This is a genomic window from Bacillus ectoiniformans, assembly GCF_016908875.1.
Lineage (GTDB): Bacteria > Bacillota > Bacilli > Bacillales > Domibacillaceae > Bacillus_BX > Bacillus_BX ectoiniformans.
The window spans coordinates 240,557-254,959 of record NZ_JAFBES010000002.1; the positions used below are offsets into that span (position 1 = coordinate 240,557).

At 42.1% G+C, this 14,403-nt stretch carries 13 protein-coding genes; 1 reads left to right on the forward strand and 12 read right to left on the reverse strand.

Annotated elements, in window-relative coordinates:
- Positions 1-64 precede the first annotated feature (64 nt).
- The gene (locus JOC78_RS04390) at positions 65-2,773 is read left to right on the forward strand and encodes a PBP1A family penicillin-binding protein (protein ID WP_204553267.1); all 2,709 of its coding nucleotides are present in this window, start codon (positions 65-67) and stop codon (positions 2,771-2,773) included.
- Between the two features lie 29 nt (positions 2,774-2,802).
- Here the strand turns inward: JOC78_RS04390 and JOC78_RS04395 are convergent, their stop codons facing one another.
- From JOC78_RS04395 to panB, 12 genes are all read right to left on the reverse strand, one after another.
- Entirely contained in the window at positions 2,803-3,306 is a 504-nt protein-coding gene (locus tag JOC78_RS04395; RefSeq protein WP_204553268.1) for a YpoC family protein, read from the reverse strand.
- Complete coding sequence (nth, locus tag JOC78_RS04400) at positions 3,306-3,959, reverse strand: endonuclease III (protein ID WP_204553269.1); 654 nt, start codon at positions 3,957-3,959, stop codon at positions 3,306-3,308. Before nth ends, JOC78_RS04395 begins: the two co-directional genes overlap by 1 nt.
- Before the next feature lie 15 nt (positions 3,960-3,974).
- Complete coding sequence (locus JOC78_RS04405; protein WP_204553270.1) at positions 3,975-4,664, reverse strand: DnaD domain-containing protein; 690 nt, start codon at positions 4,662-4,664, stop codon at positions 3,975-3,977.
- A 144-nt stretch (positions 4,665-4,808) separates the two neighbouring features.
- Positions 4,809-6,101 carry an asparagine--tRNA ligase gene (gene asnS / locus JOC78_RS04410; protein WP_204553271.1) on the reverse strand — a complete coding sequence of 431 codons (1,293 nt, stop codon included), beginning with the start codon at positions 6,099-6,101 and terminating at the stop codon, positions 4,809-4,811.
- 157 nt (positions 6,102-6,258) lie between these two features.
- On the reverse strand, positions 6,259-7,458 hold the full coding sequence (locus JOC78_RS04415; protein WP_239586989.1) for a pyridoxal phosphate-dependent aminotransferase: 1,200 nt from the start codon (positions 7,456-7,458) through the stop codon (positions 6,259-6,261).
- 18 nt (positions 7,459-7,476) lie between these two features.
- Entirely contained in the window at positions 7,477-7,953 is a 477-nt protein-coding gene (locus JOC78_RS04420; protein ID WP_204553272.1) for a cell wall elongation regulator TseB-like domain-containing protein, read from the reverse strand.
- Positions 7,954-7,965: 12 nt separating this feature from the next.
- Entirely contained in the window at positions 7,966-8,136 is a 171-nt protein-coding gene (locus JOC78_RS04425; protein WP_204553273.1) for a YpmA family protein, read from the reverse strand.
- Positions 8,137-8,250: 114 nt separating this feature from the next.
- Complete coding sequence (locus tag JOC78_RS04430; protein ID WP_204553274.1) at positions 8,251-9,033, reverse strand: ComEC/Rec2 family competence protein; 783 nt, start codon at positions 9,031-9,033, stop codon at positions 8,251-8,253.
- Between the two features lie 70 nt (positions 9,034-9,103).
- Positions 9,104-11,905 (reverse strand): ATP-dependent DNA helicase DinG, encoded by a 2,802-nt coding sequence (gene dinG, locus JOC78_RS04435; RefSeq protein ID WP_204553275.1) that lies wholly within the window; start codon positions 11,903-11,905, stop codon positions 9,104-9,106.
- 149 nt (positions 11,906-12,054) lie between these two features.
- Positions 12,055-12,438: an aspartate 1-decarboxylase gene (gene panD / locus JOC78_RS04440; protein WP_204553276.1), complete on the reverse strand. Its 384-nt coding sequence runs from the start codon at positions 12,436-12,438 to the stop codon at positions 12,055-12,057.
- Positions 12,439-12,471: 33 nt separating this feature from the next.
- On the reverse strand, positions 12,472-13,317 hold the full coding sequence (gene panC / locus JOC78_RS04445) for a pantoate--beta-alanine ligase (protein ID WP_204553277.1): 846 nt from the start codon (positions 13,315-13,317) through the stop codon (positions 12,472-12,474).
- Complete coding sequence (gene panB, locus JOC78_RS04450) at positions 13,314-14,153, reverse strand: 3-methyl-2-oxobutanoate hydroxymethyltransferase (protein ID WP_204553278.1); 840 nt, start codon at positions 14,151-14,153, stop codon at positions 13,314-13,316. Before panB ends, panC begins: the two co-directional genes overlap by 4 nt.
- Positions 14,154-14,403 lie beyond the last annotated feature (250 nt).

A 14,403-nucleotide genomic window follows, 5' to 3' on the forward strand; every position in this document is an offset into this window, starting at 1 on the left:
AGATTAGTATAGAGGAATAACAGCAAGAAGAATTATTCCCTTTGAAAGCGAGGAAATTAGACACATGTCTGATCAATACAATTCACGTACCGAAAGAAGAAAACAGCAAGCAAAGAAACCGGAAAGGAAACCAAAGGCAGCTAAGGGAGAAAAAAGAAACCGGTCCCTGGCAAAAAAAGTATTCCTTAGCCTGGTTTTACTCATGTTCTTGTCTGTTGCTGTCGGGGCTGGAGCCTTTGCCTATCTGGTAAAGGATGCTCCTAAATTAGATGAAGCAATGCTTAGAGATCCCATTTCATCTAAAATTTACGATAAAGATGGCGAGTTCTTAACTTCCATCGGCTCAGAAAAACGCGACTATGTAAAATATGAAGATATACCACAGCTGGTCAGAGACGCCATCATTGCAACAGAAGATTCCCGCTTCTTTGAGCACCATGGAGTGGATGTAATCCGTATCGGCGGAGCTGTCGTGAAAAACGTGACGGATGGTTTCGGTTCTCAAGGAGCCAGTACAATCACCCAGCAAGTAGTGAAGAACTCATTTTTAACCCATGATAAAACACTTACTAGAAAAGTCCAAGAAGTCTGGCTTGCTTATCAGCTTGATAAAAAGTACAGCAAAGAAGAAATTTTTGAGATGTATGTCAATAAAGTATATATGTCTGCACAAATTCACGGCATAAAAGAAGCTTCAAACTATTATTTTGACAAAGAATTGGAAGAATTGACTTTGCCGGAAGCAGCACTAATTGCAGGTATGCCGCAAAGCCCTAATAACTATAATCCATTAAATCATCCGGATCGAGCTGAAAAACGCCGAAACGTTGTCTTATCTTTAATGAACCAGCATAATAAGATATCCCAGTCTGAAATGGAGGAAGCTAAAAAAGTGCCTGTTACTGATGGCCTTGCCTCCAACCAGCCGCAGTCGGGTGACAATAAAAAGTTTAACTCATTTATCGATATGGTCGTTGAGGAAATCGAGGACATGGGTGAATACAATCCTTATTCCGATGGACTGAAGATCTATACAACACTTGACCGCAAAGCACAAACCTATATGGATAAACTGTTAAATTCCGATGAAATTATTAATTACCCTAGTGAAGAGTTTCAAGCTGGCATCGCCTTAACAGATACTAAGACTGGCGAAATCCGAGCCATAGGCGGCGGCCGCAACCAGGAAGTTGAGCGCGGATATAATTTTGCTGTTGATTTGAAACAGCGTCAGCCGGGTTCTACCATTAAACCATTAATTGATTATGGTCCTGCCATTGAGTACCTTAAATGGTCTACCTATCAACAATTGGATGACCGCCCTTACACTTACTCAAACGGAGCGCCGATCCGCAATGCCGGCGGCTCGTATATGGGTCCAATATCTATGAGAACAGCGCTTGTCTACTCGCGCAACATCCCTGCTTTACAGACCTTCCAAGAAGTTGGACACAGTAAGGCCAATGACTTTCTGTCAGGTCTTGGGATCAATATAGATAAAGCTGAATCCGAAAACGAATCAAACTCGATTGGCGGGATGAGAGGCATCTCCCCTCTTGATTTAGCTGGCGCATTTGCCGCATTCGGAAACGAAGGTGTATATAATAAGCCGCATACCGTGAAAAAGATCGTCTTGCGTGATGGCGAAACGGAAATAAAGAACCCAAATAAACCAAAAGCAGCCATGAGTGACTATACTGCGTATATGGTGACAGATATGCTAAAAGATGTGGTGAAAGAAGGTACAGGAACGAGAGCAAACATACCAGGCCTTCATGTAGCTGGTAAGACTGGTACAACCAACTACACGCAAAAAGAAAGAAACGATTATGGCATTCCGAAAAGCGGTGCTCCTGACTCTTGGTTTGTCGGATACACGACGAATTATACTGCGGCGATCTGGACGGGATATGCTGAACGAAAAAATTATTTATCCAAAGACAGTCAGCTGATCTCTAAGAAGCTGTTTAAAGAGTTAATGACAGAAGTATCATCAGATGTCGATACACCGAACTTTAAAAAGCCGAAAAGCGTAGTTGAGCTGCCAGTTAAAAAGGGATCGAATCCTGCGAAAATTGCTGGTAAAGGAACACCTTCTAGCGAAGTAGTCTATGAATTATTTGTTCGCGGAGAAGAACCAAAACAGGTGTTTGATGACTTTAAAGAAGAAGAGAAAGACGAAGAAGAACAAAAAGGGAAAATTGAAGGCTTGAGCGCTTCCTATGATGAAGCGTCACAAAGCATTTCCGTCTCCTGGTCTTATAAAGGAGAAGGTTCTCCAACGTTCACTGTAACAGGCGGAGGGCAATCGCAAACGATCAGCGGTTTTGCGACAGTCATTAATAATGTACAGCCTGGTCAATCGTATACGATTACCGTTGCTGCTACAGTAGACGGAGAGACGACGGATTCTGCTTCTACTACGGTCAATGTGCCTGGAGGAGAAACAGCGCCTCCTGAAGAAGAGGAAGAAGAGCCAGCGGAACCTGAAACCCCTGCACCTGACCGCGATCAAGAAGAAAATGGTCAAAAACCAGGAAACGGCAATGGGCAAAAGCCAGGGAATGGAAATGGCAATGATAATGGGAATGGTTCAACCCCTCCTGAGAACGGCGAAACTAAGCCGCCAGGAAATGAAAAACCTGCACCACAGCCGCCTCCTGCAGAGCAAGAACCAGCACCTGCGCCGGCTCCTGCACCTTCCCAAGATGGCGCAGCTAGACAAAACACTAATAAACCTAACCAAGACGCTCCTCAGCAAAATACTGAGTGAGCAGAATAAAAAGAGAAAGCCGGATGGGGTTAAATCCCATCCGGCTTTCTCTTTTTAACTATATTATATTTAGCCCATTGCTTCTTTTGTTCAGTCATTAATTCCCCTATTTGAACAAAAGCTTGATAAGAATAAGGACGCTGCATGATAAAGTCCAGCCGATCTGCGACATTCACAGGTTTAATGGAAAGTGTGAAAATCTTGCTTTTCCAATCATTCAGCTGAACAGGTTCACCATTTAACCAAAACAGGCTCATGAAAAATAAGGCAATCGCTGCTTTCATTTGATGTTTGGCTAAAGGATCCCTCGCTTGAAATTTCTCTTCCAGTTCAGGTTTGATTTTCTCCCACCATTTATCCAGTGCCTTCAGTCCTTCTTCTCTGTCATTCCATGGCTGCCCTTTAATGACTTGTAACTCATAAAGGAAATATGGTTCTTCCATGAGACTGCTATTAGCAGGAATCTTGGCTGTTTCCTGATTAAAAAATAAAGAATGCTGTAAACTTAAAGGAACAGGCACTTGTTTTTCCATTAAAGAACCTTCTTTTTCATTCGCTTTTTTCCTTCTCGGCACAGATCCAGGAGAGGACACTCGGCACATTTAGGAGACTGCGCCTTGCAGTGATAACGCCCAAAAAATATCAGCCTGTGATGAGTGATTGACCATTCTTCCTGTGGAATCTTCCTCATCAATGTCGCTTCCACTTCTGTGACGGAGTCTTTCCAGCGGCAGATCCCTAAACGTTTGCTTACTCTTTCCACGTGTGTGTCCACAGCGATCGCCGGCACATCAAACGCGACAGAGGCCACAACATTGGCTGTTTTCCTGCCGACGCCAGGCAGCTTGACTAATTCATCCTGTGTTCTTGGCACTTCCCCGCCCATTTCATCGACGAGCATCTGGCTAAGCTTTTGAATATTTTTGGCTTTATTGCGAAATAATCCGATCGAACGAATATCCTCTTGAAGTTCTTCAAGAGGAACAGAAAGATAATCTTCCGGTGTATGGTACTTATTAAATAAATCTTTCGTTACTTTGTTGACTAGCGCATCTGTACATTGCGCAGATAAGGCTACCGCAATCACTAAATCAAACGGATTGCGGTGGTTTAATTCACAATGCGCATCCGGAAACATTCGAGCGATCGTATCCAGGCAATAGCGTATTTGCGTTTTATTCAGCATGCATTCTCCCCCTTTTTATTGTTCAAGCCAATTATAAAAAGGCACAGCCTTTTTAGAACGCTGCACTTGCTCAGGAGAATTCTGATGCTTTCTAAAGCGCTGCCCGTACTCTCTCGCTTGTTCAAGCGTCTCAATGCCTTGTTTTTTCCATTCAAAAAGGATCCGGTCAATATAGCGAAAGTTCATTTTCCCTGAAATGACTGCTTCTCTCAAGGCTGCTTTAATAATCACTGGATCATGGTGATCTTGATCAATCCAGATCGCAAGCGTTTCGCATTCAAGGGGAGATAATGGTCGCCCAAATTCTTGTTCAAAGCAGCTGTAGAGGTCTTTTTCATCACTCATCGCTTGCTGTAAGCTTGATTGTCTCGACTGTTGAAGCATATAATATGACAGTTTCTTCCATAACGGCTTTAACGAATAACTTTCAAATCCAGGAGCTTGTCCCTGTTCAATATGAATGAATTGCTGCTGCATTAGTTTCTTTAGCATAACGGCACACTCACTTGCTGTTACCGTCATTTGAGAAGATAATTCATCAAATGTCGGGAAGTGCAGCCCTTTTTGTTTAAATGCATGTATTTGCATCAGGAGAACTAATTCTGCTTCTGTTAATTGCAAACTGCTGTAATGAGTAAGGAGAACTTGAGGAAAACTAACCAGTCCTTCGTCCATCCATTGTATAAATAAATCTTTGTGTTCCATCGTCTACACCTCACCTATAGTATATCATGGTGCATTGCAAAAAATGATGATTTGCAACGATAAAGTTTGCTGGGAAAACCTAGATTGCTAGATTCATTTTTTGACGAAGTAAAAATACCGCGGCTTTCGCGCGGTATCTTAACATTATGGATATAAGCGGTTTAATAAGCGCGGGAATGGAATCGATTCCCTTACATGTTCTACTCCGCTGATCCAGGCAACTGTCCGTTCTAATCCAAGACCGAATCCTGAATGAGGAACTGAGCCGTACTGGCGTAATTCAAGATACCATTTGTAGGCATCCAGATCTAGGTTATGCTCCTCTAGACGCTGTTTCAACAGTTCATAATCATGAATACGTTCAGAGCCGCCGATGATCTCCCCGTAGCCTTCTGGTGCGATTAAGTCTGCACATAGAACCACATCGCCGCGCTCTGGATCCGGCTGCATGTAGAATGGTTTTAAGCTAGTTGGATAATGGGTGATAAAGACAGGCTTCTGATAGCTCTCGGCAATAGCCGTTTCATGCGGAGCTCCGAAATCATCGCCCCACTGAATATCATCGAATCCTTTTTCATGCAAGAATTTCAACGCTTCATCATAGGTAATACGGGGAAACGGAGCTTGAATATGCTCAAGCTTTGATGTATCTCTACCGAGGCGCTCAAGTTCTAACTGACAATTTTTTAAGACAGACTGAACAACATGAGAAACGTATTGTTCTTGTACTTCTAAATTGTCCTCAAACTCATAAAAGGCCATTTCAGGCTCGATCATCCAGAATTCAATGAGATGTCGGCGTGTTTTCGATTTTTCCGCACGGAAAGTCGGGCCAAATGAGAATACTTTGCCAAGTGCCATCGCAGCTGCTTCCATATAGAGCTGTCCGCTTTGTGATAAATAGGCATCTTCATCAAAGTATTTCGTATGAAATAATTCTGATGTACCTTCTGGCGCACTGCCTGTCAGGATCGGAGGATCGACTTTGGAGAATCCTTTTTCATTAAAGAATTCATACGTCGCCCGGATAATTTCATTTCTGATTTTCATCACCGCATGTTGTTTGCGTGAGCGAAGCCATAAATGGCGATGATCCATTAAAAATTCCGTCCCATGTTCTTTCGGTGTAATCGGATAGTCAACCGCTTCTGCTATCACTTTCACACCAGTGACAGACAATTCATATCCAAATGGAGAACGGCTGTCTTCCTGTACAACACCTGTCACATATAATGATGATTCCTGTGTCAGTGATTTAGCTTGCTGAAAGATTTCTTCACCGACATCACTTTTCACTACTACACCTTGAATAAAGCCAGACCCATCTCTTAACTGCAAGAATGCGATTTTCCCGCTGGATCGTTTATTCGCAAGCCAAGCACCGATCGTTACTTCTTTGCCTGCATGGTTTCCCGCTTCTGCTATAGTAATTTTCATTATAGAATTCCCTCCAAAGTGTGGCACAAGTCTTTTATTATTCGTCTAATATTATACCTGTCTTTATTTTAAATGTACAAGGAATTGGGATTCCTGCTGGAGCAACAACCAAAAGCCTTTAAAACAGCAGCTGTTTTAAAGGCTTTCTTAGAAATGATTATTCGGCTGTTTTCATATTGGCTTTCACATATTCACTCATGCGCTCGACAGCTTTTTCTAATAATTCAAGTGACGTCGCATAAGATAGGCGAATGTTGTCCGGAGAGCCAAATCCGCTGCCAGGAATAACAGCTACCTTCGCTTCTTCAAGCAGAGCTTTGACAAATCCATCTACATCTTCAAATCCAGTCATTTTTGCTGCTTCTTTCACGTTAGGGAACAAATAGAACGCACCCTGAGGCTTCAAGCAAGAGAATCCAGGAATTGCATTTAATTTGCCGTGTATCACATTTAAACGCTCTTCAAATGCCTTTTTCATCTCTTCTACAGGCTCCTGTGTCCCTTCATAGGCTGCAATTGAACCATATTGAGAAGTCGCTGTCGGATTAGATGTAGAGTGGCTGGCAAGGTCCGTCATGGCCTTAATGACTTGCTCATTGCCGGCAGCATAGCCAATTCTCCAGCCAGTCATGGAATGAGACTTAGAGACGCCGTTAATGATAATTGTTTGCTCTTTTAATTCTGGAGAGAGTTCCGCAATGGATACATGCTTGTGATCTCCGTAAACTAGCTTTTCATAAATTTCATCAGAAATAATCCAAATATTTTTTTTGATCGCCACTTCACCAAGTGCTTGCAGCTCTTCTTTCGTATACAGCATACCTGTCGGGTTGCTTGGCGAGTTAATAATGACTGCTTTTGTTCGATCAGTGATCACTTCTTCGAGCTGCTCTGGCGTGATCTTGAATTGATTGTCTTCTTTTCCTTCCACATAAACTGGCTTTCCATCTGCCAGCTTGACTTGTTCCGGATAGCTTACCCAAAAGGGAGTAGGAATGATCACTTCATCCCCTTCGTCTAAGATGACTTGGAAAAGTGTATATAAAGCGTGCTTCGCGCCTACAGTTACAATGATTTCACTGCGTTTATATTCAATGCCCTGATCCTCTTTAAATTTATTGATCACCGCATCTTTTAACTCCACTAAACCGCCAGAAGGCGTATATTTCGTTTGGCCTTTTTGCATAGATTCATAAGCCGCTTGAATAATATGCTCTGGTGTATTAAAATCCGGTTCCCCTGCACCAAGGCCAATAACATCTATGCCTTGAGCTTTCATTTCTTTCGCTTTAGCCGTAATGGCTAAAGTAGTTGAAGGTGTTAGAGCTTTTACTCTTTCTGCTAATCGAATGTCCATGATGAATCCTCCACTCATTTAAATATTATCTATTTTTTTCAGCCATTTTCCACTGTCAAACAGCAGATAATAATAGCTTAATTGCTGCCTGCTGTTCACAAACGTAATTTCCCAAACCGGCTTATTTTTTTCCATGCCCAGCTTGATCGACAAAAGTTCTTCTGGTTTTTGTTCAGACATTAACTTTTTTAAAGCCTGTTCTTTTGTCACGCCTTCTTTGTACGTTCTTACCGTCTGTTTCTTTTTCTTATCTTTTGGAATCCAGACAACTTTTTCGACATTTTTCTCAGTTTGCCCTTTTAAGACATAGTAGGTCTCTTGGCCATGATATAAATAAAAATCAGTAACAGTGACAATGCCGGCATCGTTTCTAGCTGCCGCCGCTGCTTTTTCTTCCGCTTTTACATATGGCTTTTGCGCACTGTTATACAAAGTAAGGGCGGCAATAAAAAAGATGAATATGGGGATGAAAATAATAAAAATAAACTTTTTCATGTTCACCTCTTTTTATGTACGGTAAATCGTAAATACAGCTTTGTCTTGGGATTCAGGATCCAAAGCTAATCCAAACATTAAGTTTTCTCTCTTCAGCGTCCGATTCAGCGCATCAACAATCTTATACAAATCTGCTTGGTAATCAATTTTAACTGTTGATAGCACTTCAATTTTGCTCTCCATGTAAATGCCTCCTGTGTTTGCCCTTCAAATGTGTATCCTACATGTTGACCTTATTTATTATAGCAGGATTTGAAATGTTCGTAACTGATATTTATTGAAAAATGCAAAATCATGTTATTTATCCGAAGGAATGGTAATAACCTCATACCCTAGCTTGTGAAATTTAATGGCGATGATGCCATGCTGCCCTGAATAATAGCTGTCGATCCACATGCGGTGCAGCATTTCCATAAATTTTTTGTCAGGCACTTTTTGCTCATGCTGAAAAATAATTGCTGTTTGCGGATCAATATGGGTCAGCAAATTATAGGAAACGCTATTTTTCTGACCATAATCAGGTATTTTAATGATATTAATATTTCTCAAAGGCTGCTTCAACAATTTAATCTCAGCTTTAAAAGAGTTTGATGTCATCCAAAAGAACCGATTATTAAAATGCTGAATGGAAAAGTCCATTCCTTCATTCTTGCCTGTTCCATTTGTAAGCACACTTAACTCTATAAATGGATTGAGTGAGATTGTTGTACCAGCTCTCCATTCATCCTCTTCTTTGCCACCAATGCTTTTGCCGAAAACTTTTTTTACCTCATAACGATTCTGAAGTATTTGGGTCAGCTTCTCCGGCATCTCACTTCGGTCCGTTTTAATAAACCCGTCTAAGGTGTCCACTTGAAAGTAGTTGAGATAATAAACGATTTCATCAGCAGATCCCGCTTCTCCGGAATTAATTAAATAATTCAGCCCATCTGCGGTTTGCAGCAAGGCTGCTTCTCCGCTGGTTAAAGGAAAAAAGGCTAAAGCAAATTCACCTTCATCTAAATTCAAGTCAATACTTTCAGCCTGAACAGGTGTATTCATGCTAAATATGATAAAAAATAATGCGAATAACATCCTCATAACGAATCACCATCCTACTTTCGTTAGAGTATGTTATTCGCTAAAAATTAATCGCTCATTCCAAAAATCTTCACAGCCACTCCTGAATAAATGCGACCGTTTCATCAAGTGGTGTTTCCTGTACATCTATTCCCGGTATGGACTGGATAAATGCCCGGCCATAGCTTGTAGTTTGAATTCGTCTGTCGAACACCAATATCACACCCCGGTCACGGCTGCTTCTAATTAGACGGCCGAACCCTTGTTTAAATCGTAAAATGGCTTGAGGAAGTGCATAGACTGAAAATGGATTTTTTCCTTCTTTGATCAGCTTTTCGCTTTTCGCCTGCACAAATGGATCATCCGGCGGTGAAAACGGCAGCCTGACAATCACAAGGCAGGACAAGTCCTCGCCCGGAATGTCAATCCCTTCCCAAAAGCTGTTCGTGCCAAACAAAATGGCTTTATCAAATATTTGGAAATTTCTTGTTAAACGGGCTTGGCTTCCGCTGGTGATTCCCTGCGCCATTAAGATATAGTCATCAAGCAATCCGCTGTCTTTCATTAAATCATGCGTTTTCTTCAGCATATCATAGGCGGTAAACAGAACCAGCATTCTTCCTTTCGTTGCTTCCGCTACAGCAATCAGCTGATTAGCGACTGATTCGATATACTCGTCGGCTTTTACTTTTTTGATTTCCGGCAGGTCAGACGGAATCACCATTCGGCAATTATTCTTAAAATCGAATGGAGATGCGAGAAGCAGCTCTTTATACTTCATGGAGCCAAGTCCGATTTGCTCTGTAAAGAATGCAAAAGATCGATTAACTGTCAGAGTCGCGGATGTGAAAATAACGGTTTTATGCATCAATAAGTTTTCTTTAATTAATTCAGCGGGTTCAATTGGCTGTGCTTTTAATGTAAATGTATTGGCAAAGGAACGGATATCCGCTTCAAGCCATACGACTGAATCCTCTTCAGGGCGGAATACAGTCAATTCCAATCCATCACGCCAGCCTTCCAGCTCTTGTACTGAATGCACCAGTTCATCCATTTTCATTTGCTCTTTAGCCGCCATCTGCTCTCTGTAAGGCACAAGATTCTGAACCCTGGTCTTTAGTCCCTTTATCACTTCTGTAAGTCTCATATACACCCGTTCGGCTCCATATTCGACTTCATTCCAGTACTTCATTTCTCTTTGGTCTTGTCCTATGCGCAATTCTCTCCTGTGCCAGTTGCCCGCTTTTCTTTTTGTATGAAATTCAAAGAATGTCTGCATCACTTGAAACCACTCATCGGCTTCAACTAACAGCTCGTTGATCATCCTGTCAGTGATCGTGTGCTTTCCGCTTTCCTGCTCATCGTATTTTTTTAGAAGCTGTTCTGAATGATAAAACAGCTGTTCTTGAGTAAATGTTCCGATTCTCCCAAGAAGAAACTTAAAGCTTAACTGATCAATTTCCTGTCCGAGACGATTCCTGGCAGCCGTTTCAAAATGATGGGCTTCATCAATGATGACATGCGTATAATCAGGTAAAATCGAAGAGGAAGACGTTAATCCAGCTACTAGAAGTGAGTGATTAGTAATCACGATATCCGCTTCTTTCGCCTGTTTCTTGGCATGCAAATAAAAATCCTTATCGATCCACGCTTTTCTGCCTTTGTTTAAGTAATCGCCATCCTGTTTGACATGATTCCAAAACAGCCATCCTCCTGATGAGAGGTTGATTTCATCTACATCTCCTGTTTCTGTTTCCAAAAGCCAAATCAAGATTTGCATTTTAGCTAATACAAAATCATAATTATCATCTGTTTCCATTAGCGATTGCATAAACTTAAACAAATCGAGGTAGTGGTTACGGCCTTTCAACATAACGGCTGATACCGAAAAAGGAACCATTTTCTTAAGCTGGCCTATTTCTTTTTGCAATAGCTGCTGCTGAAGAACAATGGTATAAGTGCTTACGATCACCGGCTTTTGCTGTTTCTTAGCGTAAAAAACAGCTGGCAGTAAATAGCCAAGCGACTTGCCTGTACCTGTTCCTGCTTCAATGACAAAATGTTCATTATCTTCTAATGACCGATTCACTTCATCCATCATTTGAAATTGGCTTTCCCGGTAGTCAAATGATGGCAGTCCCGAGATCAAAGCCTGCTTATCTAGTGCGCTGACTGGATACTCTGGAACTCCTTTTTCAATGACTCGTTTCACGGCCTGTTTTTTTCTAAGGCCTATCCCTCTATAAATTTCAATATGCTCAGGGAGCTCTTCGATATTATGTTTTTTTTCTGAGATCACCGATTCGATTAAGTAAAGAATATCACTCTTTAAATGCCTTGATAATTCTTCAAGTTTTTCCAGTGTCGCCATCGGCAGTTCTGACATTTTATCCATTAAGTAAATCAGCAGTTCCGCCGTCACATAGGCATCACTATCCGCTTGATGGGGCCGATCATGAGCAAACCCAAGCATTTGTGTCAGCTCGCCAAGTTTATAGCTGTCGGAGGTTGGCATTAATATTTTCGCTAATTCGACCGTATCTATTGTCGGTCCTCTAAAAGGCCGGTATCCCGCTTCTTCAAGTTCAGCCTGAAGAAATTTCAAATCAAACGATACGTTGTGAGCGACAAAAACCGCGCCGTCCAATAAAGGCAATATATTAGGAGCCACTTCGTGAAATAATGGTGCATCTCGAACCATGTCTTCACTTATTCCTGTCAGCTCTTCAATAAACACAGGGATGGACCGTTCAGGGTTTAAAAAAGTCGTATATTGATTAACAATTTTTTTGTTTTCTATTACAACGAACGAAGCTTGTATCATACGGTCGCCCTTTTTGGCCGCATGCCCGGTCGTCTCAAGATCTGTAACGACAAATCGCGGATAAGTCATAGGTCTAACACACCTTTTTCAATAAAATCTTTTTAAGTGTACCATATGATGAAAAAAAACGCGGCATTTTAACTAACCCAGTGTTGGCCATAAAATAAAAAAGCTTAAAGTCTTTTTCTGAATCAGAAAGACTTTAAGCTCTTCGCTATTTACATAATAGTAGCGGCCGGCTCTTGATGAATCAGCTCTTTTATCACATTGTTTTCACCCATAATCGCCACTTTCGGCTGATGGCTGTGTACTTTCTCATCCGCGACCATGACATAGGAGATAATAATAACTGTATCCCCAGGCTGGACAAGTCTCGCCGCTGCCCCGTTTAAACAAACGACACCGCTGCCTCGCTCTCCAGGTATAATGTATGTCTCAAGCCGCGCGCCATTATTGTTATTGACAATTTGCACTTTTTCATTTGGCAGCATACCGACCGCATCAAGCAAGTTTTCATCAATGGTAATGCTCCCCACATAGTTGAGGTTCGCTTCTGTCACCGTAGCCCGGTGGATTTTTCCGTTCATCATTGTACGAAACATGAGAGTCTCTCCTTAGTAAGAATATTGTTATGATTATAGAGTGAAAATAAGGTTATCGATCAGCCGGGCTTTCGAAAATTTAACAGCTGCGGCCAAGATGACTTGCCCTTTTGTTTCTTCAAGCGGCTTTAAGTCCGGATAGGAAAGCAGTTCTGCGTAATCCACCACAGCTCCTGTATGCTTCGACAAGTACTCAGAGACATACGCTGTAATTTGATCCGGCTGCATCTCGCCCTGCATAGCCATTTCTTTTCCCGCTTTCAGCGCTTGATAAATCGCTGGTGCCGCCTTGCGCTCTTGTTCGTCGAGATAGACATTGCGTGAACTTTTAGCCAATCCATCTTCTTCACGAACCGTGTCTACTCCGATTAACTCCACAGGAAAATTAAACGTTTTCACCAGTCCTTCTAGAACCGCCACTTGCTGAGCATCTTTCAAACCAAAATAAGCTTTATCTGCTTCTGATAAATGAAACAACTTCGTGACAACCGTGACGACACCGTCAAAATGCCCTTCCCGCTTTTGACCGCACAGCGCATCTGTCCTCTCTAACACCTTCATTGACACAACCGGCTGATCGGGGTACATGTCTTCTGTTGCCGGAGTAAATAAAATGTCTACCCCCGCTTGAAGAGCCAGCTCCTTGTCCCGTTCTAAATCGCGCGGATACAGATCAAAGTCTTCGTTCGGTCCAAATTGTAGGGGATTGACAAAAATAGTCATAACCACCACGTCATTTTCTTCCCGTGCTTTCTTAGCTAAAGTTAAATGGCCTTCGTGCAAAAAACCCATAGTAGGCACCAGTCCAATGGAACGTCCATCCGCTTTCTCCAATCGGATCTGATCCTTTAACTCGCTAATTGTTTCAATGACTCTCATGTACGCACGCCTCCGTACAGCATGTCTAGTTCTTCTTCCTTCATCGTAAATGAATGCTGTCTCTCAGGAAATTCCTGTGTTTTGACTTCTTTTACGTAAGAAGAAATTGCCGGCGCGATGATATGGTTTAAATCTTCATATGTTTTCACAAATTTCGCTACCCGGTCGACACCGTATTGCAGAATATCGTGATACACGAGCACTTGGCCGTCCGTTCCTTCTCCGGCACCTATTCCAATCACAGGAATTGTCAGCGCTTTCGAAACGGCTTCCGCTATTTGATAAGGGACACATTCAAGCACGAGCATAAATGCGCCACTCGCTTCTGCTTGAACCGCCTCTTCAAGTAAAGTCCTAGCGGCTTCCGCTGTTTTCCCTTGAACAGAATAACCGCCTAACACACCGACTGATTGCGGCGTTAAGCCTAAATGGGCAACGACCGGCACTCCTGCCTTAGTTAAAGCCTCGATGGATGAAAGAACCTCTCCCCCGCCTTCAAGCTTTACCGCATGAGCTCCTGCCTCTTGCATTAACTTTCTGGCTGTTTTCATCGTTTCTTCTTTATTTATGTGATAGCTCATATAAGGCATATCCGTGACAATAAATGTATCGGGGGCTCCTCGTTTAACAGCTTTCGTATGATGAATCATATCTTCGACCGTTACAGGAATGGTAGATTCATAACCTAACACCACCATACCTAACGAGTCTCCAACTAAAATGATGTCCGCTTGGCCTTGTTCCGAGAATTTCGCAGATGGATAATCATACGCAGTAATCATAGCAATCTTTTCCCCTGATGCTTTCATCTTTAAAAAGTCTTTTGTTTGCCTCATTTTCCGCTTCCTCCTTTTTATTGCAGAGGAGACGAAACAATTTCACATACAAAAAGGGTCCTTCAGACAGAAGGACCCCTAATTAGCAGTTGTTTCGACCCTCTGTCCCTGTCCGTTTGGATCAAGGCAGAACTAAATGATTTAATTAGTCACACTCATGTACCATTGCAGGTGCAGCTCCAAAGGATACTGCCCAGTTACATTATAACAACCAATCTATTTTTTGACTATTTAAAATTTCTAATCTGGC

What these genes read in the sequence shown, in the direction of transcription:
- JOC78_RS04390 (WP_204553267.1), top strand. Translation starts at nt 65, where the DNA reads ATGTCTGATCAATACAATTCACGTACCGAAAGAAGAAAACAGCAAGCA.
- JOC78_RS04395 (WP_204553268.1), bottom strand. Translation starts at nt 3,306, where the DNA reads ATGGAAAAACAAGTGCCTGTTCCTTTAAGTTTACAGCATTCTTTATTT.
- nth (WP_204553269.1), bottom strand. Translation starts at nt 3,959, where the DNA reads ATGCTGAATAAAACGCAAATACGCTATTGCCTGGATACGATCGCTCGA.
- JOC78_RS04405 (WP_204553270.1), bottom strand. Translation starts at nt 4,664, where the DNA reads ATGGAACACAAAGATTTATTTATACAATGGATGGACGAAGGACTGGTT.
- asnS (WP_204553271.1), bottom strand. Translation starts at nt 6,101, where the DNA reads ATGAAAATTACTATAGCAGAAGCGGGAAACCATGCAGGCAAAGAAGTA.
- JOC78_RS04415 (WP_239586989.1), bottom strand. Translation starts at nt 7,458, where the DNA reads ATGGACATTCGATTAGCAGAAAGAGTAAAAGCTCTAACACCTTCAACT.
- JOC78_RS04420 (WP_204553272.1), bottom strand. Translation starts at nt 7,953, where the DNA reads ATGAAAAAGTTTATTTTTATTATTTTCATCCCCATATTCATCTTTTTT.
- JOC78_RS04425 (WP_204553273.1), bottom strand. Translation starts at nt 8,136, where the DNA reads ATGGAGAGCAAAATTGAAGTGCTATCAACAGTTAAAATTGATTACCAA.
- JOC78_RS04430 (WP_204553274.1), bottom strand. Translation starts at nt 9,033, where the DNA reads ATGAGGATGTTATTCGCATTATTTTTTATCATATTTAGCATGAATACA.
- dinG (WP_204553275.1), bottom strand. Translation starts at nt 11,905, where the DNA reads ATGACTTATCCGCGATTTGTCGTTACAGATCTTGAGACGACCGGGCAT.
- panD (WP_204553276.1), bottom strand. Translation starts at nt 12,438, where the DNA reads ATGTTTCGTACAATGATGAACGGAAAAATCCACCGGGCTACGGTGACA.
- panC (WP_204553277.1), bottom strand. Translation starts at nt 13,317, where the DNA reads ATGAGAGTCATTGAAACAATTAGCGAGTTAAAGGATCAGATCCGATTG.
- panB (WP_204553278.1), bottom strand. Translation starts at nt 14,153, where the DNA reads ATGAGGCAAACAAAAGACTTTTTAAAGATGAAAGCATCAGGGGAAAAG.